Genomic DNA, 23,201 nt, shown 5'->3' on the forward strand with positions numbered 1-23,201 from the left:
GGCGCCCCGTCGGCCCATGCCTCAGCCGGACAGGTCGCGCAGCGCCGTATAGAACGCCTGGTGGCGAGCCAGCTCGCGTTCGACGGGTTCCACGACCATCGTCGCCGACACGGCCGCGACCCGGCGCCTCATCTCGCGCTCGAGCCGTTCCCGCTCCCGCGACGCGCCCAGCTCCACGAAGTTGCGGGACGCGATGCCTGACAGCGCGCCGAGCCCGAGCACCGAGGCCATCATGAGCCCCACCCACGGCAAGGTCGCGCTGTCGCCCAGCACCTCCCACCCCTCCGGCAGCTGGTCGGGAATGATCAGGCCGACCGCCAGCCAGGCCGCCCCCGCCAGGAAAGCGGCCACCAGGAAGTACTGCCACACCTTGAGCAGCCGCCACCACCCCGGCACCCGGTCGAGCTGCGGCGCCACCTCCGTGAGGTCCTCGGTCAGCGCCTGCGGCAGCTGGCCCGCGTGGGACCTGGCCGCCTGGAGCACCGCCGTACGCCACACCGGGTGCATGCCCATGGACAACCCGTCGGCCAACGCGTGCACGGCGTTGGCGACCTCGGCCGACTGGGCGGTCACCGAGCCCGTCGTGATGCCGCGGATCTCGTCACCCACGTCCTCCAGGCGCAGGGTCTTCAGCGGGTCGGAGCGGAACTTCTCGATCCACCGCGGGTACGGCCACCCGACCCACTGGCTGGACCGCTCCGCGTAGACGTTCTCCATGGCCTCGCCCACGGCCGGCACGCCCACCGCGTCGCACAACGCGTCCGTCAGCCCCAACCTTCGAGCCTCGTCGACCGACGACGGCGCGGTCATGGCCTCGCCCAGCGGCATGGCCTCGGCCAGACGCTGCTCCAGCCGGTGCAGGTCGGCCTCCAGCTTCTGGATGGCGGCTCGCCGGCGGGCGACCGCGGTCGCGATGACGCTCTTGAGGCTCTCGATGCCGCGCCCGGTGACCGACGAGGTGGGCACGACGCTCGGATGCTCGACCCCCTCGCGACGCAGCAGGTCGTTGAGGTCGATGACCAGCTCGGCCAGCTCTTCCGTCGTGAGCCTGTCGGCCTGGTTGAGCGCGAAAACGGTCACCGCGTCATGTCCCGCCAGCTCCGTCACGTAACGCCGGTGCGTCGAGGCGTCGGCGTACTTCTGCGGGTCGAGCACCCACACCACCAGGTCGGCCAGCCCGATGAGCCGGTCGGCCTCGGTGTCGGTGAGCGCCCTGATCGAGTCGTGGTCCGGCAGGTCCAGCAGGATGAGCCCGTGGAGCTGGCTGTCGCCCTTGTCGAGCGCGCTGGCCCGGGAGAAGCGGTGCCGCCACTGGATCTGCAGCCAGTCGAGCAGCGGCGCCGCGCCCTCCAGCCCCCACACGCAGGCGTGCGTACGGGCCGTGGTCGGCCGGCGTACGCCGGTGGGCGACAGCTCCAGTCCGGAGATCGCGTTGAACAACGACGACTTCCCGCTGCCCGTGCCGCCCGCGAGGGCGACGACGGTGTGCTCGGACGACAGCTTGAGGCGTTCTCCGGCGCGTTGCAGCAGGGCGTTGGCCTCGTTGAGCAGCTTCCTGTCGAGCCGCCCAGGGCCCAGCTCCACCACCTTGGTGAGCGCGGTCAGCCGCGCGGCGAGTCCCGGCCTGGTGGTCATGGTGGTCATCGAGCGACCTCGAGGTTGTACGTTGCCTGGTAAAGCCGGGTCGCGACGGACTCGTCGGGAATGCCCGCGGAATCGAGCGCCTGCACATAACGCAGTGCTTCCTGGTCGAACAGCATGCCGATCCTGGCGCGCAGGTCACTGAGCGCCTTGGCACCGATGCCGCGCAGCGACTCCGCGCCGAGCAGGGCGTTGACCAGCCGATGCGGCACCCCGTCGCCGTTGCTCCCGTTGAACATGGCGACCATGAAGATCAGTGACAGTGCGTCGGGGTCGAACGACACCAGCTTCGACACCGACCGCTTCGCGACACCTTCCGTGCGCACCAACTCGCTCAGGTGCTCCTGCCAGGACGCGATGGCCCGGCTGGTGTGCCGTACGAGATCGTCCGACGGCCTGTCGAGCCCCTCGCTGAGCCTGGCGCCCAGCTCGGAACGGTGCCGCCAGCGAGCGGCCACCTCCTCGGCGGCGCGGTTGGCGGCGGCCACGATCACCGACTCCAGTCCGGTACGGATCGCGGCCTTGAACGCCAGCACCCGCTCGGGCGCCTGCCTGGCGACCCTGCCGCGCTTGCGCAGCCGCAGCGAGCGCATCAGGTCGCCGGAGCCGGCGAAGTCCTGCCAGCGGGCCAGCACCTCGCCGTGCAGTAACGATCCGTTCTTCGACGCCTTGTCGATCGCGCCGAGCGCGCCGAAGAACGCCGCCTCCACGTCGCTGCGCAGCTCGGTCCTGAACGCGACCTGCGCCTCCAGGTGCTTGGCCAACGCCGGTACGCGGGTGCGGAAGCTGTCGAGCACGCCGTTGAGCGTCGCGCGCACGGCCTGGGCGCGTCGCTCCTCGTCCACCGACAACTCCGCCAGCCACATCCTCAGGTCGGTGACCTCGCTGTCGGGCAGTCTGCCGTCCTCGACCTTCGACTCGTGGACGACGAATCTGTCGATCTCGCCCAGGCTGTATTCGGTGAGCATACGGACGAAGTGCTTCAGCACCACGTCGGCGGACCTCTGCTGCACCCGCGACAACACGATGGCGAGGCGGGCGCCGCGCTCCTTGGCCAGCTTCAGCAGGTTCCAGGCGGGGGCGTCGGCGTAGCGGGCCGCCGTGGTCACGAAGATCCACAGGTCGGCGGCGTCGAGCATGCGGTGCGCGATCTCGTGGTGCTCTTCGACCACCGAGTCGATGTCGGGGGTGTCGAGCAGCGCGACGCCCTGCGGGAGCTTCTCCGTCGCGACGATGACGATGCTGCGCATGCCGGAGTTGGGAGCGGGTTGGTCGAGCCGCTGCAGCTTGCCGAGCAGCTCTCCCTTCGTGAACCAGTCGCGGTCCTCGGGGTGGCAGACAAGCACGGGGGTGCCGGTGGTCGGGCGGCGTACGCCGGTGCGCGAGACGTTGCGCTCGGCGAGGGAGTTGACCAGGGTGGACTTGCCCGCGCCCGTCGAGCCCGCGACCACGATGAGGGCGGGGGCGGTGCTGGTCTTGACCCTGGGCAGCACGTAGTCCTCGAGCTGAGCCAGCAGCTCGGCCTGCGCCTGCCTGGCCTCCTCGGCGCCGGGCAGGTCCATGCCGAAGCGGAGGTCGGCGACGCTTTCCCTGAGCGCGCCGAGCGCCGCCGCCAGCGCCTCGGCCGCCTCCGCAGGCAACTCCTCGGTACGGGTCGTCGCTCCAGCGGGGTTCTCATCTGCGGCCTGGGGTGCCTCGGCCTCCTGGGACGGTTCGCCTGTGGGCGTTACGTCCGAGGATTCGTCGCGGGCGTCCTCGTCGTCCTCCTGCTGGTCCTCCACTGCCTGGGGCGATTCCGGCTCCTCACTGTCGAGGTCACCGTCGGCTACGGGCTCTTCGGCTTCGAGCTCACCGTCGGCTACAGCCCCTTCCGCTTCGAGCTCATCGGCTACGAGCCCTTCGGCTTCCGCCTCGGCGACGAGCGGCTCGTCTGCGGGCGGCCCCTGCTCATCGGCCGACTCGGCGTCGCCGTCCGGCCCGTCCTCGACATGCGGTCGGTCAACATCGACGGGATCGCCGGGATCGTCGGCGCCGACATCGCCGGAATCCTCCGCATCGCCTGGATTGTCAGCGTCTCTCGGTTCCTCGGCGTCTCGTGGCTCCTCCGACTCACGGGGCTCCTCCGACTCAAAGGGCTCCTCCGACTCACGGAGCTCCTCCGGCTCATGGGGTTCCGCCGCGTCTTCTGGGTCCTCCGCGTCGTGCGACACACTCTCGACGGCCTGCTCGCTCACGTCGTCAGGCGACTCGTCCCCGGTGCGCGCCGTGTCCGTGTCCGGCGTCTCGCCGCTGGACTGCTCGCCGTCCGCCTGCCCGGCGGCCGGTGCGGTCGCCGGCTCTTCCTCGGCGGTCGTCTCCTGCTCGGGAGAGGTCTCGCCGACGGCCGGCCCGCCGCGTGCGGCAGGCCTCACGAAAAGGGAGGGCCCACCGGACGGGGCCGAGTCTGCGGGCTGGGCGGGCCGACCCGCGGATCTGGGCGATGCCCCCTGCGTGGACCGGCCGGTGCCGGTAGCCGGCGTCCGGGGTGCGAAGAAGTTCACGGGCTCGGCAGGCTCCTCGGCATCGGAACGGCCGGCGGCAGTCTCCCCTTCGGAAGGCTCGCCGGGCGCGCTCACCTCCTCGGCCGCCGGCTCATCGCGCGTCCGGCCGTCGGCCTTGCGTGGGGTCTCGCCCCGCGCGGCCTTGGCGGCACCGGGGGCGAAGGCGTCGAACGTCTCGTCGTCGTCCCGCACCGGCCGGAAGCTCAACGTCTGCTCCCCCAGCGACTCCTGCCATCCGTCATCCATGGCCGTGTTCACGGCAAGCGCTCCGCTCGAACCATCTCGACCTCCTGGCCGACCCTGACGACGTCGCCGACGATGACGATCGCCGGCGGCCGTATCCCAGCCGCGGACACGCGGTCGGCCACGGTGGAAAGCGAGGCGATGACCGCCCGCTGGGTCGGAAGGGTACCGTCCTGTACCACCATTACGGGAGTCTCCGGAGAACGTCCGTCGCGAAGGAGCGCCTCGGCCACCTTCGCCAGCCGCTCGACCGCCATCATCAGCACCAGCGTGCCCTCGGAACGGGCCAGGGCAGGCCAGTCGACGGTCGACTTGGGATCGTCCGGCGCCACGTGCACGGAGATCACGTGGAACTCCTGGCTGACCCCGCGGTGCGTCACCGGCACCCCGGCCGCCGCGGGCACCGCGACGGCGCTGGTGATGCCGGGCACGACCAGCACGGGGATGCCGGCCTGGGCACAGGCGATCATCTCCTCGCCGCCCCGCCCGAACACGAACGGGTCGCCGCCCTTGAGCCGGACCACGAACTTGCCCTGCCTGGCCCGGTCAACGAGCAGCTCGTTGATCGTCTCCTGGGACAACGACCGGCCGTAGGGCACCTTGGCGGCATCGACCAGCTCGACGTCGGGCGCGAGCTCGTCGAGGAGGGCCCGGGGGGCCAGCCGGTCCGCGACCACCACGTCGGCCTGCGCCAGGAGCTGCCGCCCCCGCACGGTGATCAGGCCGGGGTCGCCGGGCCCGCCGCCGACCAGGGCCACGCCGACGGGTTTCGTACGGTTGCGCCGGGCGTCGACCGTGCCGTCACGCAGTGCCTCGACGACGGCGTCCCTGATGCCGGCGGCCCTGCGCGGATCGCCGCCCGCGGTGACGGCCACACTGATCTCGTCGACCCGCCCCGAGGCGGGCGTCCAGGCGGCGGAGGCGTCCTTGTCGTCGGCCCGCACGCACCACACGCGCTTGGCCTCCGCCTCGGCGGCGACCGCGGTGTTGACGGTCCTGTCGTCGGTGCAGGCCTGGACGAGCCAGGCCCCGTCGCAGTCGCCGACCTCATAGGGCCGCGCGTGCCAGGTGACCCGCCCGGCGGCGATCAGGTCGTCCAGCGCCGGGGTGACGCTCGGCGACACGACGGTGACCTCCGCACCGGCCTCTAGCAGCGCGGGAACGCGCCGCTGCGCAACGCGGCCGCCGCCCACGACCAGCACCCGGCGGCCGGAAAGCCGCAGGCCGAGGAGGTAGGGACCCATGAGGGTAATCTCCCGTTCGCGAAGGTTGTGTTAGGAGGTAAACCTACCGGTTATCCATCCCGCATTTGCTGCGCCTGGGTTAACGACCATCGAGAAGGGGCTGGCGGGGATCCCAGCGAGGCCCGCCCTCATCGTCCTTCCGGCGTCTGGCCATCGCTGACAGCGCCTCAAGAATAACCCGGTTCCCGAGGTACGCGGTGATGTCCGCGTGATCGTACGGCGGCGCCACCTCCACCAGCTCCATCCCCGCCACGGGAAGCTCGTAACAGATCCTGCGCACGGCGTCGAGGAGTTGCCTGGCCGTGAGCCCGCCCGGCTCCGGCGTGCCGGTGCCCGGCGCGTGGCCGGGGTCGCAGACGTCGATGTCGACGGACAGGAAGACCTGGTCACAGTCGTCGAGCGCGATGGCGAACGCCTCGGTCAGGACCTCGTCGAGCCCGCGGGTCACGACCTCGGTCATTTCGTAGGAGCGCATGTTCCGCCGCGCCATCCACGCCAGCGTCGCCGGCTCGGGCCAGTAGCCGCGCAGCCCGATCTGCAGGAACCGGTCGCCGCGGATGGCGCCGGACTCGATGAGCCGCCGCATCGGCTGGCCGTGGCCGTACAGGTGGTGGCCGAAGGTGTGGTCGCCGGTGTCGGCGTGCGCGTCGAAGTGGATCATCGAGGTGCGTCCCGGCGCGTGCGCCCTGGCCGTGCCCCGCGCGTCGGGCAGCGCGATCGTGTGGTCCCCGCCCAGCACCATCGGGATCGCGCCCGAGGCGGCGACGCGGTGCACGGCCTCCTCGATCGCGGCCAGCGAGCCCTCGACGTCGCCCGAATAGCACTCCACGTCACCGGCGTCGAGCACGCGCAGGTCCTTCAGCGCGTCCACGCGCAGCGCCAGGCTGGGGCGGGACCCGTCGAACGGCAGGTAGCAGGCCTGGCGGAGCGCCTGCGGGCCGAATCTGGCGCCGGGCCGGTTGGAGGTGCCGCCGTCGAACGGGGCGCCGATGATCACCACGTCGGCCCCCTCGTAGCTCGCCGGTTCGCCGACGTCGCAGCGGTCCACACCGAGGAACGTGAAATCCGGGCCGTACATCACGCCATAACGGGACAAGACCCGCCCTCCCTTACTCCGGCTTCTCGGTCACTCCCGCCGAGTCGAACGTGGCCACGTCGTGCATCACCCGCACGGCCGCGCACACCATCGGGTGGGCGAGCAGCCCGCCGGTGCCCTCGCCGAGGCGCATCTCCAGGTCCACCAGGGGGCGCAGCCCGAGGTGGGCGAGCGCGGCGGCGTGGCCGGGCTCGGCCGAGCGATGCCCGGCGACGCAGTGGTCGGGCGCGGCCGGGTCGAGGGCGGCGGCCACGAGGGCGGCGGCGCCGGCGATGACGCCGTCGAGGATCACCGGGACGCGGGCCGCCGCGCCGCCCAGGATGAAGCCCGCGATGGCCGCGTGCTCGTAGCCGCCGACGGCGGCCAGCACGCGCAGCGCCTCGCTCGCGGACGACACGTCGGCAGGCAGCCCATTCGCCCGGAGGGACTCACGGACGACGTCCACCTTGCGGGCGTGCGTCTCGTCGTCGATCCCGGTGCCCCTGCCGGTCACCTCGGCCGGGTCCTTGCCGGTGAAGACGGAGATCAGGGCGGCGGAGGCGGTGGTGTTGGCGATGCCCATGTCGCCGGTGATCAGGCAGCGGATCCCCGACGCCACCAAGTCGCGGGCCACGGCGATCCCGGCCTCCAGCCCTCTGACGGCCTGATCGACCGTCATGGCGGGCCCCTGGGACAGGTCGGCGGTGCCGTACCCGATCTTGTGCTTGATGAGGCCGGCCGCGTCGGGCAGGTCGGCGGCGACGCCGACGTCGACCACGGTCACGGACACGCCGGCCTGGGCGGCGAAGGCGTTGGCGACCGCGCCGCCGGCCAGGAAGTTGGCCACCATCTGCACGGTGACCTCCTGCGGCCACGGGGTGACGCCGCGGGCGTGCACGCCGTGGTCGGCCGCGAAGATGGCCAGCGCCGCGGGGGCGGGCATGGGCGGCGGGCAGGCGCCCGCCGCGCCCGCGAGGCGGATCGCGATCTCCTCCAGCGCACCGAGCGAGCCCCGGGGCTTGGTGAGGCGGTCCTGGTGAGCGCGGGCCTCCGCGACCGCCGCCGGATCGGCGGGGCGGATCGCGGCAAGCGTCTCAGCGAGCACGGCGTACCTCCACTGACGGGCCTTCGCGTGGGAAGGCGGAGGGGGACGATCGGAAGCCTTACGGGACGAGCTGCAGCGCTTCCTCGTATCGGTCGATGACGACGTCGGCCAGGATCTCGCAGTCGCCGATCACCTCGGCACAGCGGATGTCGAGATCGGGATGTCCCGCGCCGTACGCCAGCGCCTGCGCCCACACGCGCTCCAGCATGCCGCCCGCGAACAGCAGGTACGGAACCACGATCACGCGCTTGGCCCCGAGGCGGCGGCAGCGCTCGAGCCCGCCGGGCACCCCCGGAGGCGTGACCGACACGAACGCGGTCTCGACGGTCATGAAGTCGTAGGCGTGCATCTCCCAGAACAGCCGCGACACCCGGTGGATCTCGGCGTTGGCGGCCGCGTCCGTCGAGCCCTCACCCACCAGGACAACCGCGGTCTCGCCCGGCTCCACGTGCAGCGAGTCCTCGACCGGGGCGTCGACGGCACGCAGCCGGGGCCGGGCGCCCACGAGCTCGAGGGGGCGCGATGGCTTGGTGATCTCGGCGGCGGCCTCGTTGAGCCGCTCGGCCAGCAGCGCGAGCACCCGGGGGTCGGGACCGAGCGGGCGGCCGTAGTCGTACATCAGCGTGGGGTGCCGCTTCTGCTCCAGCTCCATGGCGGCGCCGAACTCGTCGCTCAGCCGGCTGAGGCTGAGCGGCAGCGCCACAAGGCGGTGGTGTCCCCTGGCGACCAGGGAGGCGACGGAATCGCTCAGCCGCGGGGTGGCCCACTCCAGGTAGCCGCCCGAGACGTCGGCGGCCCTCTGGTCAAGGCGGCAGCGGAGCCGATGGACGAACCTGCCGAACTCCGCGGCGTAGGCGTCATCGTGCGAGCCCTGCCCGATCAGCAGGAGCGGCGGCTTCATTGTGAGGGAATCTCCATTGCGGTGGACAAAGTCACGCGAGGATAACCGATGGGCACCGGTATGGAACAGGTCACGCTGTGTGCATTGGCGTCGCGTGCACCACGAAGACCGGGTCCGCGGCGGTCAGGCGGTGCGATCCGTCGGGGTTGAGCGTCAGCTTCGAGGCCAGGATCTGGGTGCCCTCGCCCCGGTAGCCCTGCTCGCGCAGCCGCTCCAGCACGGCCGCGACCTGCTCGACCGTGCGGAGCGCGCACACCAGCGAGCGCGGGCCGCGTGCCGCGCAGGCCATGACCACGTCCGGGCCGCCGCCGCCCACGAACACGGCGTCCGGGTCGGGCAGCGGCTCCAGCGCGGGCGGCGCCTGTCCCCTGGTCAGCGCCACCTTCACGCCGTGGTGGAGCACGTTTGCACGCAGCTTGGCGCAGGATTCCTCCTCGCGTTCGACGGCCACGACGGCCGCGCCCATCCTGGCGCACTCCACGGCGATCTCGCCGACGCCCGCGCCCACGTCCCACACCAGGTCGCCGAGCCGGGGGCCCAGCTTGGCCAGGATGTACGCCCGCACCTCCGAAGGCAGCCTGCTCTCGAACGGCAACGCCCACTCGGCGGGACCCGGCTGCGCCCCTGCCACCCAGCTGGGCTCCTTGGCCTGGTGCAGCGGGTCGATGACGAGCACCACGTCGGGGTCCTTCCACGGCCGCGTCGTGGCCTCGCCCATGCGGCTGTGCGTGACCCGTTCGTCGGGGCCGCCGAGGTCCTCGCAGACGATCAGGGCGCGGGGCGTGGTGGGAGCCAGCTCCCTGGCGATCTCACCGGGGCCCACACCCGGGGCGACGAGCAGCGCGACCTTGGGATGGGCGCGGCAGGCGTTCACCGCGCGGTTGAGCTGGCGCGGGCCCGACGGGGCGACGACGAGCGCGTCCTCCCAGTTGAGTCCGGCGCACGCGAAAGCCCGCGTGACCAGAGACGTCGCGGGCAACACTTCTGGTTTGATGCCGTGCGCCCGCAACGTCCGCACGACGCCGAAGAATCCGGGATCGCCCTCCGCGATCACGACGGCGGGGCCCTCGCCGTGTTCGAGGTGGTCGTCGAGGATCTGGAGCAGCGCCTCGTCGGACGCGGTCTGCGCCGTGAGCGTGAGCTGCCCGATGATGGCGTCGGGCCCCACCACGAGCCTCGCCTCGTGCAGCCGTTCCACCGCCTTGGCCGACAGCTCGGATCCGTCCCAGCCGACAACCGTGATCATTGCGCCTCACTCTCCTCAATCTCAAGGGTGACGGTTGCGGAGAGGTTTCACAAAGGGTGCGAGGGTCAGTCCGGTGTGCCCTCAGGCCAGGTCGGAGCGGCGAGCCTGGGGCGGAGAGCGGCAGCTTGCGTGACCAGCGGAGCCCCGTGCGAGCGCGACCATAGACACAAAGCGGCTGGACTGCTCTCTCTAGGCGAGATCGGACGCGATGAGGCTGAAGACGACGAGGTCCTCTCCGGCGAGACTGGCGCGGGCGACGCCCTCCCGGGTGAAGCCCGCCTTCTCGGCCACCCGCTGGGACTCCGGGTTGCCGACGGCCGCGCGCAGCTGGAGCCGCTGGAAACCCTGGGACTCGAACAGCCAGCGCGCCACCGCCAGCACGGCCTCGCCGGCGTAGCCACGGCCGCGAGCCCACGGGGCCGTCATGTAGCCGACCTCGGCCGTCCGGTTCGTCCAGTCGAGGTCCCTGAGGTCCACGTTCACGGCGAACCGGCCGCTCTCCAGCTGCACGGCGGCCCAGGCGATGCCCGCTCCCCGTAGCCGCATCCGCTCGACGCTCTCGATGAACGCCCGCGCGTGCTCCTCGGTGTACCCGCGCGGCACCCCCGTCCTGGCCTGGGTGAGCGGGTCCGCCGCGGCGGCGGCCAGGTCGGGCACGTCGGCGAGCGCGAGCGGGCGCAGCAGCAGCCGCTCGGTCCGCAGCTCCGTCCTGGGCAGCGTGGGCGCGGGGCCGCGGCCGTCACCGCGTAAGAGGCCGAACACGACAAGATCATGCGGGCCGTCGTCTTCCATGACCGCGGAACGCAGCACGCCTTCCCAGGTGAAGCCCGCTTTCTGGGCGACGCGCAGCGAAGCGGCGTTGTCCAGGTTGGCTGTCAGGTCGATCCTGCGCAGTTCGGTGGTCGCGAACACCCACTCGGTCAGCCCGCGCACCGCCTCCGTGGCCAGGCCGCGGCCCCGGTAGAGGGGGTGCACGCCGTAGCCGACCTCGGTCGTGCCCGCGCTCCACAAGGTCTTGAACAGGCTGATGGCCCCCACCACGACCCCGTCGACGTCCGTCATGGCCAGATGGATGCCCTGTCCTGACGCGCGGAGCTCGTGCACGCCGCGCGCCAGCCACTCGGCGACGCCGGAGGCGTGGACGGGGGCGCCGGGCGGGAGGAAGCGCACGCCGGACCCCACGATCGACCGGATCCGAGCGGCGTCCTGAGGGCCGAACGGCCGCAGCGTGAGCCGGGCCGTGACGATGCTGACGTCGGGATCGAACACGGTCGGCAGGCTACACAGTCGTGATGTTTGCCCACGAAAGCGGGGGTAGGGGGCGCAATTGAGAGGAGTGAGGGAACCATGGAACAACGTGGGAGCGACAAGCACGGCCCCCGCCTCGACGACCAGCAGAAGCACGAGACCGAGGGCATGGTCCGCGGCGGTGGCACGACGCACGCCGAGGAATGGAAGGAGCCCGAGGCGATGCCGGCGCCCGGTGAGGAGTCGCAGCGGTCGTACCCGCCCGGTCACGAGCCAGGCACCCCGGCCGGCATCTCCCAGGAGGGGGTCGACGTCCGCAGCGACCTGGCCAAATGGCTCAGCGACTGCCAGTGGCCGGCATCCAAGGACGACCTGGAGCGCCACGCGGAGCGTGTGGGCGCGCCGGACCAGGTGACGGACATGGTCGGATCCCTCCCCGATCGCCAGTACGTCAACGTGGCCGAGGTGGCCAAGGCGCTCGGGCTCGGCGTGGAAAAGCGGAGGTGGTGACCGGTGCGGCTCGACTTCATCCGGCCGCTGTACGAGCGGCGCGGCCCGTACGCATCTGTGTACATGGGCGCGCTCACCGAGGCCGAGCGGGAAAAGCGCTGGCGCACCATGCGCGACCAGCTCGACGGGGCCGACCCGGCGACGCTGGACGCGCTGGAGGCCGCCGCCGAGCAGCCGATGCTCGCGCGGGCGCTGTTCGCCACGCACGGTGAGGTGGTGCTGGCCGAGTCGCTGCCGCGGGCGCCGTACGAGATGGCCACGTGGTCCCCACTGCCGCACGTCACCCCCATGCTCATGCAGCGCGGCGAGAACGTGCCGCACGTCCGCGTGATCGTGGATCACGCGGGGGCGGAGGTGACGGTGTTCGGCGGCGGGTCGCCGCGGCGGACGGTCGTGGAGGCCGAGGAGTGGCCGCTGCAGAAGACCGCGCAGGGAGGTTGGTCGCAGAAACGGTACGAGCGGGCGGTCGACGAGACCTGGGAGAAGAACGCGGTGGCCGTCGCGCACGAGATCGACGAGCAGGTACGCCGCATCGGCGCGGAGCTGATCCTGGTGGCCGGCGAGCCGAAGTCGCGCTCGTACCTGCTGCACCATCTCGGCACCAAGTCCGCCGACCGGGTCATGATGGTCGAGCACGGCAGCCGGGCCGACCACGGCCAGTTCGAGAAGGACGTGGAGAAGGCCCTCGACGGCTGGCTCGACCGCAAACGCGCCGAGCTGCTCGAACGCCACCAGGAAGGGTCCGGCCCGGTCGGGATGGCCCGCGTCGCGCACGCCCTGCGTGAGGGCAGGGTGCACGCGGTGCTGTCACCGGGCGAGCTGCCGAAGCCGGTCTGGACCGGAGAGGGCGGCACCCAGCTCGCCACCGACCCGGAGGAGCTGCGCCGCTGGGGCGTGGAGGAGCCGGTCAAGGAGCGCGCGGACTCCGCGCTGGCCAGGGCCGCGGCGATGACGGACGCCGAGCTGTGGTTCACCGACGACGTCAAGGACGTCGCGGCCGTGCTCAGGTACTGATGACCACTTCCAGCGTCCTCGGGCCGTGCACGCCCTCGACCCGGTTGAGCTCGATGTCGCTGGTGGCCGACGGGCCGCTGATCCAGGTCAGCGGGCGGGCCGGGTCGAGCCTGGCGATGGCCTCGGGCACGCAGGAGACGATCTGATCGGCCCTGACCACGCACAGGTGGTAGTCGGGGACCAGCGTCTGCGCCCTGGTCCCCTGGCCGGGGCCGTGGTCGAGGACGATCGTGCCGGTCTCGGCGATCGCCACGGCGCAGGTGGTCACCACGCCGTCGGCGGTGTTGAGATCCTCCCAGCCGTCGCCGCCGGGCCTGATCATGCGCCGCCCGGTCAGGAGTTCGTCGATCTTGGCGGGCACCTCGGCCGCGGGCAGGACGTGCACGATCGCCCGATAGTCGTCCACCCGCTCGGCGAACAGGCCGACGAGGTCCTCCACCTGCTGCGTCGTCCGGTATTCACGGGGGATCTCGACGTCCTGCGCCCCTGCGACGGCCTTGCCGATCCTGGCGAGGATCTCGTCACGCGCGCTCATTCCGCTCCCTGCCCATGGGTCGCTCACCACTCCTCACTCGCTCCGCGGAGTCCCTCCTCCGTCGGGCCTCCACTCCGCTCGCTCCGTCGGGTTCGCTCCCTGCCCATGGGTCGCTCACCACTCCTCACTCGCTCCGCTCGCTCCGTCGGGTTCGCTCCCACCAGTCTCTGAAGGATTCGTCCGGAATCTCGGGGATGTCCCTGGTGTCGGTCCAGGCCGACAGCGGGCCGGGCAGCCGCTTCGGCACGAGCTTGCGCAGCTTGGTGGCCGCGCGCTGAGCCTTCGCGAGCCGCTTGTGGTCGTTGAAGATCCAGCCGGCGACCTTCATGCCGGCCCGCTCGGCCGCCGCGTGCGGGGCCTTGGCCCGCAGGTCCACCAGGACTTCCGGGATGTCGATGGCGACCGGGCAGACCTCGTAGCAGGCGCCGCACAGGCTGGAGGCGTACGGCAGCGAGGCGTCCAGGTCGGAGCCCATGCCGCGTAGCTGAGGCGTGAGGATCGCGCCGATCGGGCCCGGATAGACGGACCCGTACGCGTGGCCGCCCGCCCGCTCGTAGACCGGGCACACGTTCAGGCAGGCCGAGCAGCGGATGCAGCGCAGCGCCTGTCGGCCCACCTCGTCGGCGAGCACGTCGGTGCGGCCGTTGTCGAGCAGCACCAGGTGGAAGTCCTGGCCTTCGACGGCGCCCGTCCACATGCTCGTATAGGGATTCATCCGCTCACCCGTGGAGCTACGCGGAAGGAGCTGGAGGAACACCTCCAGGTCCCGCCAGGAGGGCAGGAGCTTCTCGATCCCGACCACGCTGATGAGCGTCCGCGGGAGGGTCAGGCACATGCGGCCGTTGCCCTCCGACTCCAGCACCACCAGCGTGCCGGTCTCGGCGACCATGAAGTTGGCGCCCGAGATCGCGACCTTGCTCTTGAGGAACCGTTCGCGCAGGTGGAGCCGGGCGGCTTCGGCCAGGGCCGGCGGATCGTCGGTCAGGTTCTCCGGGACCTTGGGCATCTTGTCCAGGAAGATCTCGCGGATCTCCGACCGGTTGCGGTGAATGGCGGGGACCAGGATGTGGCTGGGGAAGTCGTCACCGAGCTGCACGATCAGCTCAGCCAGGTCCGTCTCGTACGCGGTGATGCCCTCCGCGGCGAGCGCGTCGTTCAGGTTGATCTCCTGGGTGGCCATGGACTTGACCTTGACCACCTCGGTCTCGCCCGTGGCCTTGACCAGGCCGGCGACGATGCGGTTGGCCTCGGCCGCGTCCCTCGCCCAGTGGACCGTGCCGCCCGCCCTGGTGACGGCCTCCTCCATCTGGATCAGGTAGCGGTCGAGATTGCGGAGCGTGTGGTCCTTGATCGCCTTGCCGGCCGCGCGCAGCTCCTGCCAGTCGGGCAGTTCGCCGACGACGCTCGCCCGCTTGCCGCGGATGGTGTGGGTGGCCTTGCGGAGATTGAAACGAAGCTGCGAGTTTTGTACAGCTTTCTCGGCGTTTTTTGGGAAACTTCCAGGCATACCGATGAACGTCGCGCTCACTGGACCTCCTCCGTCGACGCGAGGATCTCGGCCAGGTGCATCGTCCTGACACCGGTCTTCTGGCGGCTCAGCGTGCCGCCGATGTGCATCAGGCACGAGTTGTCCGCCGCGCACAACACCTCGGCGCCGGTGTCCAGGATGCTGCGGGTCTTGTCGGCGCCCATCGCGGCGGAGACGGCCGGGTTCTTGACCGCGAACGTGCCACCGAAGCCGCAGCACTCCTCGGCCCCGGGCAGCGGCACCAGCTCCAGGCCGCGGACGTGCTGGAGCAGCCGGGTCGGCCGGTCGCCGAGGTGGAGGCCGCGGAGCGAGTGGCACGTCGGGTGATATGTCACCCGGTGCGGGAAATATGCTCCGACGTCCTCAACCTTCAGTACATCGATCAGGAACTCCGACAGCTCGTACACCTTGGGCGCCACTTCGGCGATCGCCGCCGCCCCCTTGCTGCCCGGGCGCGCCAGCTTCGGGTACTGCTCGCGCACCATGGCCGCGCACGAGCCCGACGGCGCGACGACGGCGTCGTAGCCGGCGAAGACCTCGGTGAAGTGCCGCGCCAGCCGCACGCCCTCCGCGCGGTAGCCCGTATTGACGTGCATCTGGCCGCAGCACGTCTGGGCGGCGGGGAAGTCCACGTCGCAGCCGAGCCTGCGCAGCAGCGACACGACCGCCTTGCCGGTGCCGGGGAAGAGCGTGTCGTTCACGCACGTGATGAACAGGGCGACTCGCACGGCTCTCCTTCCAAGGCCAATGAGAAATCTGCCAAGTGGACTGCCGCTACGGCGCTTTCCAGACGCGACAGTAGAGCGGCAGTCCAACGAGCAGGTCTCTCGTTGGTATGGTCCTACCACAGTGTGGTCTGACCATATCAGGGAGGTTGACGGGGTGGACGGCGGCGGCTGGCGTCCGGTCAAGCGCACGCGGACGTTCGAAGACGTGCTCGCGCAGATCGAGCGGCGCATCGCCGAGGACGGCCTGACCGCGGGCGACCGCCTGCCCGCCGAGCGCCAGCTCGCCGAGCAGCTCGGCGTCAGCCGCTCGTCGGTACGGGAGGCCATGCGCGTGCTGGAGAGCCTCGGCGTGGTGTCCTCGCAGGTCGGCCGGGGCCCGGACGCCGGCGCCGTGCTGATCTCGCGCCCTGACTCGGCGCTGACCGACCTGCTCAGGCTGCATCTGGGCCTGGCCAGCCTGGAGCTGCGCGAGGTGATCGACACCCGGCACATGATCGAGCAGTGGGCGGCCTCCCGCGCCGCCGCCGCGCGGGCCGACACCTCGGCGCTCGCCGACGCACTCTCCGGGATGGACGCGGCGCGGACGGCGGAGGAGTTCGTGGAGCACGACACGGCTTTCCACTGCGCGATCGCGGACGCGTCGGGCAATCGGCTCATCTCCGCCATCATGCGCTCGCTGCGCGACTCGATGCGGAGGTACGCGGTCGAAGCGGTCGAGCGGCTGGGTGACACGTCGATCCTGCGCGCCGATCACGTACGCATCCTGGAGGCGATCGAGCGGGGCGAGGCGGACGAAGCCGCTCGGGCCGTCTCCGAGCACCTGGCCCACGCGTACCCGTCGCTGTTCTCCGACGGCCATTGATGTCATTCCCGCATGTCGGCTTCTCTGCGACTCGCCCCCTGTACGGGCGTTGCGGCGGGTCAGCTGGTGCGGCCGAGGGGTGTGGAGCCCGGGGCCGGGTTGGACTGGCGGGAGAACGTTCGGATGGCGGCGAGCGGGCTGCGGGCGGCACGCTGCAGGCGGGTCAGCTCCCGCACGGTGCACGCGCACAACACGGCCGCCACCGCCGCGCACCCCAGCTCCAGCACTCCCATCCCCGTCAGGCCCACGGCGGACGCGTCGAGCGGCAGCCGGATGGTGATCAACGCGAGCGTCGCCAGCCAGCTCACCCACCAGGCCGCGAGCAACCACAACCACCGCCCCCGCTGCCCTGCGGGCGGCCTGGTGCCCCGCCACACCTCGTCGACCAGCACCGCGGGAGCGACCAGGTTCACGCCGGGGATCAGCCATGCGGCCGCGACCGGGCCCGTCGGGGCCGAGCGGTCGTTGGCCTGCCTGGCCCGCACCAGCCAGGTCACGTAGGCGGCGCCCGCCGCGATCGAGGTGCCGGCCACCAGCATGATCAGCAGTGCGAACACCGTCACGGCCCCCACGACCGCCTCCGCGTCGGCCCCGTGCGGTCGCCCGCCGAACTCGGCGAGCTGGGCCGCGAGCCGGTGACCGCGGGTGTGTTCGAAGATCACAAGAGCGGCGAGGGAGAGGACCTGTGCGGTGAGCGTCACGTAAACGGCAGAGGCGGCTCTGGTAGGCGGTGCCTGGGTGTAGCGCACGATGTTCTCCCCCCGGGCCATGCGCTGAGGTTCTGATTCACTTGTATCCCGGCAGCCCCGTCATTAATCAGCTCACCACGCCGGATTCCCACGCCCAAGCTGCGATTCCCACCCGATTTCTGACACCGAGCTTGGCCTGGATGCTGCCCAGATGCGTCTTGACCGTCGACAGGGACACGAACAGCTCCGCGGCGACCTCCTGGTTGGTCCGCCCCCTGGCCACCAGCCGCACGACGTCCAGCTCGCGGTCGGTCAGCGGGTTGTTCGCCGGGAGCGCGGCCTGTGGGGGCCCGGTCAGATGCTGCAGCAGCCGTACCGTCACCGACGGCGACACCAGCGCGTCGCCCACCGCGGCCGCCCTGACCGCCTCGATCAGCAGCGTGGGCCCGCTGTCCTTGAGCAGGAACCCGGTCGCGCCCGAGCGCAGCGCCCCGTACACGTACTCGTCCAGGTCGAACGTCGTGACGATGACCACCCGCAGCGGGTTCTCCACGCCGGGACCGGCCAGGATCCTGGTCACCTCGATCCCGTCGAGCTTGGGCATCCTGATGTCGAGCAGGCACACGTCCGGCCGCAGCCGCCTGGCCTCGGCGACGGCCTCGGCCCCGTCGGCCACCGCCGCGACGACCTCCATGTCCGGTTGAGCGTCCAAAATCATCTGGAAGCCGGTGCGCACCAGTTGCTGGTCGTCGGCGATGAGAACCCGAATAGTCACGCCCCAACTCTAGAGATCAGCCGTTCGGCCGATGGCGGTATGGACGCACGGCCGATCCGCCGCCCCCGGCCGGCCGGAAGCCTGTACGTCATGAACGATGTGCTTGTTGGACGAGCCCTGGCCAAACGGTTCGGGCAGACGGTCGCCCTGGGCGGCGTGGACATCACGGTACGGGCCGGCGAAGCCGTGGCGATCATGGGGCCGAGCGGTTCCGGCAAGTCGACCCTGCTCCACTGCCTGGCCGGCATCATGAAGCCGGACGCGGGCGAGGTGCACCTGCTCGGGCAGCGCATCGACGCGATGGGCGAGCGGCAGCGCAGCGCGCTGCGCCGTACCCGCTTCGGTTTCGTCTTCCAGTTCGGCCAGCTCCTGTCCGAGCTGCCCGCCGAGGAGAACGTGGCGCTCCCGCTCATGCTCGGCGGCGTGCCGAGGGCCCAGGCGGTACGTCAGGCGCGCGAATGGTTCCCACCACTCGGCCTGCACACGATGGAGTCCAGGCGGCCGGGCGAGCTGTCGGGCGGGCAGGCGCAGCGGGTGGCGATCGCCAGGGCGCTGGTGACCAGGCCGGCCGTGGTGTTCGCCGACGAGCCCACGGGGGCGCTCGACCAGCAGACCGGGCAGGACACGATGCGCCTGCTGGTCGAGGCCACGAAGCACAACGACGCCTCGCTGATCGTGGTCACCCACGACCCGAACGTGGCCGCCTGGTGCGACCGCACGGTCGAGGTCCGCGACGGCCGGCTCCTGGTGACCGGGGTGCAGGCGTGAACCTCGAGCTGACCTGGCGGCTGCTCAGAGGCGGCGGTCGCAGGGGCCTGCTGGGCACCTGGCTCACGCTGGGCGCGGTCGCCGTGTCCACGGCCCTGCTGCTGTTCGCCGTGGCCGCGAACTTCGCCTTCGACGCCAGGGCCGACCGCGGCGCCTGGCGCAACCCGGTCCCCGCCGTGTCGGGCGCGGTCGCCATCGAGGTGTCGCGCTACGACTACGTACGCGACCAGACGATCAACGTCGTCGACCTGGCCGCCTTGAAACCAGATGTGCCTGCTCCGCCTGGAATGCCGCGTTTTCCGCGGCCGGGCGAGGCGTGGTTGTCGCCCGCACTCGCCGAGCTGGTCAGGCAACTCCCCGGCGACCAGCTCGCCAAGCGTTACCCGGACGTGCGAGGGATCCTCGGCGACGAGGCGCTGGTCCACCCGGACGAGCTGGTCGCGGTGGTCGGCCACGCGCCGGACGCGCTGGAGACGACCGCACCCCGCAGCGACGACGAGATCCTCCCCAAGCCGCCGACCAAGGTGTCGAGCCTGGCCGGCACGCCCAGCGAGGACGCGGAGGCCTACCGGGCGCTCGCACTCGTCGCGAGCGTGCTCATGGTGGTGCCGCTGCTGGTGTTCGGCGGCGCCGCGGCCAGGCTGACGGTGGCCAGGCGCGACCAGCGCCTCGCCGCGCTCCGGCTGGTGGGCGCGACGCCGGGGCAGGTGGTGAGGATGACGGTGGCCGAGGCGATGATCGTGGCGCTGGCCGGCGCGCTCACGGGGGCCGCCGCCTTCGCCCTGGCCGTGCCGCTGCTGGCCAGGATCGAGATGCAGGGCGGCACGTGGTTCGCCGGCGATCTGTTCCCCAGCCCGCTCTCCCTCGCCGGCGTGCTGGTCGCGGTGCCGCTGCTGGTGGGGCTGTCGGCGGTGGCCGGGCTGCGCCGGGTCGTGGTGAGCCCGCTCGGCGTGGCCAAGCGGGAGACGCCGCCCGCCCTGCGGTTCGTACGGGTGCTCGCCCTGCTCGTGGTGCTGGCCGTCTTCCCCCTGCTCGCCAGGGACACCAGCGTCGCGATCGTCGCCGTGGCGCTCGCCCTGGCGTTCCTGTGCGTCAACCTGGTCGGCCCGTGGGTGGTGGGCCTGATCGGCAGGATCACGGCGGGCACCGCACGCGGCCCGGCCGGGCTCCTGGCCGGCCGGAGGCTGGTGGACGATCCGCGCTCGGCCTGGCGCACGGTGAGCGGCGTGGCGCTGACCGGCTTCGTGGCGGGCTTCCTCGGCCTGCTCAGCCCGGACGGGTTCACCGGGGATGCCGCCGCGCCTCCCCAGCTCAGCGTCACGGCGGCCGCCGGGCGGGTGGAGCAGGTGACCGAGCAGGCGCGCGAGCGGCTCGCGGCGGCGAAGGTGCCGGCCACCGTGAAGTCGTCGAAGCAGACCGTGGTCGCCGCCCTGGGCAGCTCCGCGGACGCGGCCACGGTGGACCGGGCGCGCACCGCGCTCGCCGGGCTCGTCCCCGGCCGCACTCCCACGACCGAGGCCGACGACCAGCGATTCGGCATCGACATCCTGGCCGACATCCGCGTGGGCACGATCGTCGTGCTGTCGGTGTCGTTCCTGGTGGCCATCGCCAGCGCGGGCATCACGGCCGCGTCCTCGATCCTGGACCGGCGGCAGACGTACGGGCTGCTGCGGCTGGCCGGCACGCCGCTGGAGGTGCTCGACCGGGCGCGGCGCGCGGAGACGCTCATCCCGCTGACCGTGATGGGCGGCGGGGCGATCCTGGTCGGGGCGTTCTGCGCCACACCGTTCATGGCCGGCCAGATCAGCACGGTCGGGATGATCACGCTGGTGGGCTGTGTCGTCGCCGGGTTCGCCGGGGTGATCGGGGCGGGGGCCATGAGCAGGCCGCTGCTCAGATCGGTCACCACCGACCCGGCCCCGCGCCCCGACTGACTCCCGGCCCCGTGCCCTGACACCCCGGCTCCGCGCCCCTCCGGTGCGGTGCTATCCCAGGACGAGGTCGCGGATCAGCTTCAGCGAGGGCTCGTCCCGCGGGCCCATCACGAGCAGGCTGGTGACCGGGCTCTTGCGCCACAACTCGAGGCGTTCCTTGATCCGGCCGGGCGGGCCGACGAGCGAGATGCCGTCGGCCAGCTCGTCCGGGATCGCCCGGAACGCCTCGTCCTTCCGCCCGGCCAGGTAGAGCGCCTGGATGTGCTCGGCGGCCTCGGCGTACCCCATCCTGCCGATGATGTCGGCGTGGAAGTTGCGGTGCTTGGCGCCCATGCCGCCGATGTACAGCGTGAGCATCAGCTTCACGCCGTCCAGCGCCGCACGCACGTCGTCGGAGATCATCACCATCACCATGGCGGCGATCTCGAAGCCCTCGGAAGCGCCCGCGAGCGCCTCGCCGTACATCTCCTCGATCTTGCTGGGGAACGCGAACAGCGGCAGCCAGCCCTGGGCCACCTCGGCGGCGAGGGCGACGTTCTTCGGGCCCTCCGCCCCGAGATAGATGGGGATGTCCGAGCGGAGCGGATGCGTGATGAGCTTGAGCGGTTTGCCCAAGCCCCCCGCCAGCGGCAGCGGGTAATGCGGGCCTTCGCTCGTCACGGGCTCCTCGCGGCGCCAGACCTTGCGCATGATCTCGACGTACTCGCGCGTTCTGGCCAAGGGTTTGGCGAACGGCTGGCCGTACCAGCCCTCCACGACCTGGGGCCCCGAGGCGCCCACGCCGAGCAGGAGCCGGCCGCCGGTCAGGTGGTCGAGGGTCATGGCGGTCATCGCCGTCGTGACGGGCGGCCTCGCCGAGAGCTGCGCGACCGACGTGCCGAGCTTGATACGGCTGGTACGCGCTCCGTACCAGGCCAGCGGCGTGAACGCGTCGCTCCCGTACGCCTCCGCCGTCCACACCGAGTCGTAGCCGAGCCGCTCGGCGGCCAGCACCGATTCGGTCGCGTCGTCGGCGTTGCGCTGCCAATAGCCCAACTGGAGACCGAGCTTCATAGGACACCTCCGGAATTAAGTTCTATTACGGCCGCGGCAGGCTCGGGTGTCAATGGAGGATCTTCCGGGGAAGTCACACTGCGTGCTCAAAGGTCTCTGTCGAGTTACATGCTTGTTGTTCCTGCTCCTCCCGGCGGCCGAGCCCATGGCGGCCGCGAGCGCGTCGAGGCCGAACGTCGTCCTCATCGTGGTCGACGATCTGGAGACAGGCACGCTGGCGTACTTTCCGAACATCACCCAGCATCTGGTGCGTGAGGGCGCCTCGTTCGACCGGTTCTTCGTGACGAACTCCTGGTGCTGCCCGTCCAGGGTGTCGATCCTGCGCTCCCAGTACGTCCACAGTCACGGCGTCTTCACGAACACGCCCCCAGAAGGGGGATTCGACCGCTTCCATGCTCAAGGTCTGGAACGATCCACTTTGGGGACCTGGATGCAGAAAGCCGGGTACCGCACGGCGCTGATGGGCAAATTCCTCAACCACTACCCCGGCAGCGCCGCCGCGGAGACGTACGTGCCGCCCGGCTGGGACGAGTGGGCCGTGCCGGTCCGCAACCTCTACGAGGAGTACGGCTACCGGCTCAACGAGAACGGCACGCTGGTCGACTACGGCTGGACGGAGGATGAATACCTGTCCTACGTGCTGGCCCGCAAGAGCCGCGACTTCATCGCCGGGTCCAAGGAGCCGTTCCTCCTGTACCTGGCGCCGATCGCCCCGCACAATCCGGCCAACCCCGCCTGGCGGCACGCGGGCGAGTTCCCGCTGGCCATGGCGCCGCGGACGCCGTCGTTCAACCAGCAGGACGTGAGCGCGGAGCCGCTCTGGATGCGTAGCCTGCCCGTGCTCGACGAGTCGAGGATCGACGCGATCGACGAACGTTTCCGCGCCCGGCTGCGGGCCATGCTCGGCGTGGACGACCTCGTCGGTTCCGTCGTCGAAACGCTGCGGCAGACCGGGCGGCTGGACAACACCTACATCATCTTCACCTCGGACAATGGCTTCCATCTCGGGACGCATCGGCTCGCGCAGGGCAAGACCACCCCGTTCGAGGAGGCGATCAAGATCCCGCTCGTGGTGCGCGGTCCGGGCGTCGCGCCGGGTTCCACGATCACGCACATGGGGGTCACGGTGGACCTGGCGCCCACGGTCGCCGAGCTCGGCGGGGCCAGGCCGCCGGCGTTCGCGGAGGGGCGGTCGCTGGTGCCGCTGCTGCGGGGTGACCGGCCGGCGCGGTGGCGGAAGAACGTGCTGGTCGAGTTCACCAGACCGGCGAATCGGGCGTCGGCCAAGCAGACGCCTGTGCCGGCGTATCAGGCCTTGCGTACGGATCGGTACACGTATGTGCGGTATGACACGGGAGAGCGGCAGTTGTACGACCTGCAGATGGATCCGTACCAGCTGCGGAACCTGGCGGCCGGCGCCGATCCCGCGTTGCTGGCCGGTCTGGATGCGCGGCTGGCCGGGATGGTGGCCTGCTCCGGGGCGAGTTGCAGGGAAGCCGATCTGCGGGAATGACCTTTGATGACCCCGGTGGGGAGGCGTCGACGAGCCACGCCTCCCATCC

At 71.3% G+C, this 23,201-nt stretch carries 20 protein-coding genes; 6 read left to right on the plus strand and 14 right to left on the minus strand.

Annotation, left to right across the window (positions count from 1 at the left end; all coding sequences use genetic code 11):
- Positions 1-21: 21 nt before the first annotated feature.
- The 8 genes from EDD27_RS31145 to EDD27_RS31180 form a co-directional block, all read right to left on the minus strand.
- Positions 22-1,644, minus strand: coding sequence for a GTP-binding protein (locus EDD27_RS31145; protein WP_127935553.1), 1,623 nt, complete (start codon positions 1,642-1,644; stop codon positions 22-24).
- Positions 1,641-4,439 carry a dynamin family protein gene (locus EDD27_RS55865; protein WP_241564348.1) on the minus strand — a complete coding sequence of 933 codons (2,799 nt, stop codon included), beginning with the start codon at positions 4,437-4,439 and terminating at the stop codon, positions 1,641-1,643. Before EDD27_RS55865 ends, EDD27_RS31145 begins: the two co-directional genes overlap by 4 nt.
- Entirely contained in the window at positions 4,436-5,668 is a 1,233-nt protein-coding gene (gene cobA, locus EDD27_RS31155) for a uroporphyrinogen-III C-methyltransferase (protein ID WP_127935554.1), read from the minus strand. Before cobA ends, EDD27_RS55865 begins: the two co-directional genes overlap by 4 nt.
- A gap of 79 nt (positions 5,669-5,747) precedes the next feature.
- A complete protein-coding gene (gene speB / locus EDD27_RS31160; RefSeq protein ID WP_127935555.1) occupies positions 5,748-6,764 on the minus strand; it encodes an agmatinase in 1,017 nt (338 codons plus the stop codon).
- A 13-nt stretch (positions 6,765-6,777) separates the two neighbouring features.
- Positions 6,778-7,848: a nicotinate-nucleotide--dimethylbenzimidazole phosphoribosyltransferase gene (gene cobT / locus EDD27_RS31165; RefSeq protein WP_127935556.1), complete on the minus strand. Its 1,071-nt coding sequence runs from the start codon at positions 7,846-7,848 to the stop codon at positions 6,778-6,780.
- 58 nt (positions 7,849-7,906) lie between these two features.
- The gene (locus EDD27_RS31170; protein ID WP_127935557.1) at positions 7,907-8,749 is read right to left on the minus strand and encodes a sirohydrochlorin chelatase; all 843 of its coding nucleotides are present in this window, start codon (positions 8,747-8,749) and stop codon (positions 7,907-7,909) included.
- 70 nt (positions 8,750-8,819) lie between these two features.
- Positions 8,820-9,995: a precorrin-6y C5,15-methyltransferase (decarboxylating) subunit CbiE gene (cbiE, locus tag EDD27_RS31175; protein ID WP_127935558.1), complete on the minus strand. Its 1,176-nt coding sequence runs from the start codon at positions 9,993-9,995 to the stop codon at positions 8,820-8,822.
- A gap of 189 nt (positions 9,996-10,184) precedes the next feature.
- On the minus strand, positions 10,185-11,264 hold the full coding sequence (locus EDD27_RS31180) for a GNAT family N-acetyltransferase (protein WP_164903859.1): 1,080 nt from the start codon (positions 11,262-11,264) through the stop codon (positions 10,185-10,187).
- A 78-nt stretch (positions 11,265-11,342) separates the two neighbouring features.
- Between EDD27_RS31180 and EDD27_RS31185 the strand changes: the two genes are divergently transcribed.
- Together EDD27_RS31185 and EDD27_RS31190 are read left to right on the plus strand one after the other, a co-directional pair.
- Positions 11,343-11,753, plus strand: a complete 411-nt coding sequence (locus tag EDD27_RS31185; RefSeq protein ID WP_127935560.1) for a DUF2795 domain-containing protein — start codon at positions 11,343-11,345, stop codon at positions 11,751-11,753.
- Positions 11,754-11,756: 3 nt separating this feature from the next.
- Positions 11,757-12,767, plus strand: coding sequence for a baeRF2 domain-containing protein (locus tag EDD27_RS31190; RefSeq protein WP_127935561.1), 1,011 nt, complete (start codon positions 11,757-11,759; stop codon positions 12,765-12,767).
- Here EDD27_RS31190 and EDD27_RS31195 read toward each other — a convergent pair.
- The 3 genes from EDD27_RS31195 to EDD27_RS31205 form a co-directional block, all read right to left on the minus strand.
- Complete coding sequence (locus tag EDD27_RS31195; RefSeq protein WP_127935562.1) at positions 12,757-13,302, minus strand: LutC/YkgG family protein; 546 nt, start codon at positions 13,300-13,302, stop codon at positions 12,757-12,759. The genes EDD27_RS31190 and EDD27_RS31195 overlap by 11 nt on opposite strands.
- A 124-nt stretch (positions 13,303-13,426) precedes the next feature.
- The gene (locus EDD27_RS31200) at positions 13,427-14,830 is read right to left on the minus strand and encodes a lactate utilization protein B (RefSeq protein WP_127935563.1); all 1,404 of its coding nucleotides are present in this window, start codon (positions 14,828-14,830) and stop codon (positions 13,427-13,429) included.
- Positions 14,827-15,558: a (Fe-S)-binding protein gene (locus EDD27_RS31205; protein WP_127935564.1), complete on the minus strand. Its 732-nt coding sequence runs from the start codon at positions 15,556-15,558 to the stop codon at positions 14,827-14,829. The genes EDD27_RS31200 and EDD27_RS31205 overlap by 4 nt, the downstream gene beginning before the upstream one ends.
- A gap of 121 nt (positions 15,559-15,679) precedes the next feature.
- On the opposite strand from EDD27_RS31205, the gene EDD27_RS31210 reads away from it, so the two are divergent.
- Positions 15,680-16,420 (plus strand): FadR/GntR family transcriptional regulator, encoded by a 741-nt coding sequence (locus EDD27_RS31210; RefSeq protein WP_241564349.1) that lies wholly within the window; start codon positions 15,680-15,682, stop codon positions 16,418-16,420.
- A 59-nt stretch (positions 16,421-16,479) separates the two neighbouring features.
- Here EDD27_RS31210 and EDD27_RS31215 read toward each other — a convergent pair whose 3' ends face one another.
- Both EDD27_RS31215 and EDD27_RS31220 read right to left on the minus strand, forming a co-directional pair.
- Positions 16,480-17,190: a DUF4328 domain-containing protein gene (locus tag EDD27_RS31215; RefSeq protein ID WP_127935565.1), complete on the minus strand. Its 711-nt coding sequence runs from the start codon at positions 17,188-17,190 to the stop codon at positions 16,480-16,482.
- A gap of 46 nt (positions 17,191-17,236) precedes the next feature.
- Positions 17,237-17,884 carry a response regulator gene (locus EDD27_RS31220; RefSeq protein WP_127935566.1) on the minus strand — a complete coding sequence of 216 codons (648 nt, stop codon included), beginning with the start codon at positions 17,882-17,884 and terminating at the stop codon, positions 17,237-17,239.
- Positions 17,885-17,974: 90 nt separating this feature from the next.
- Between EDD27_RS31220 and EDD27_RS31225 the strand changes: the two genes are divergently transcribed.
- Together EDD27_RS31225 and EDD27_RS31230 are read left to right on the plus strand one after the other, a co-directional pair.
- Positions 17,975-18,652 (plus strand): ABC transporter ATP-binding protein, encoded by a 678-nt coding sequence (locus EDD27_RS31225; protein ID WP_127935567.1) that lies wholly within the window; start codon positions 17,975-17,977, stop codon positions 18,650-18,652.
- Positions 18,649-20,586 (plus strand): FtsX-like permease family protein, encoded by a 1,938-nt coding sequence (locus tag EDD27_RS31230; RefSeq protein WP_127935568.1) that lies wholly within the window; start codon positions 18,649-18,651, stop codon positions 20,584-20,586. Before EDD27_RS31225 ends, EDD27_RS31230 begins: the two co-directional genes overlap by 4 nt.
- Positions 20,587-20,637: 51 nt before the next feature.
- On the opposite strand, the gene EDD27_RS31235 is transcribed toward EDD27_RS31230, so the two are convergent.
- The gene (locus EDD27_RS31235; protein ID WP_127935569.1) at positions 20,638-21,639 is read right to left on the minus strand and encodes an LLM class F420-dependent oxidoreductase; all 1,002 of its coding nucleotides are present in this window, start codon (positions 21,637-21,639) and stop codon (positions 20,638-20,640) included.
- Between the two features lie 112 nt (positions 21,640-21,751).
- On the opposite strand from EDD27_RS31235, the gene EDD27_RS31240 reads away from it, so the two are divergent.
- Entirely contained in the window at positions 21,752-23,152 is a 1,401-nt protein-coding gene (locus EDD27_RS31240) for a sulfatase family protein (protein ID WP_241564350.1), read from the plus strand.
- Positions 23,153-23,201 lie beyond the last annotated feature (49 nt).

The organism is Nonomuraea polychroma (assembly GCF_004011505.1).
In the GTDB taxonomy this organism is placed as follows: domain Bacteria; phylum Actinomycetota; class Actinomycetes; order Streptosporangiales; family Streptosporangiaceae; genus Nonomuraea; species Nonomuraea polychroma.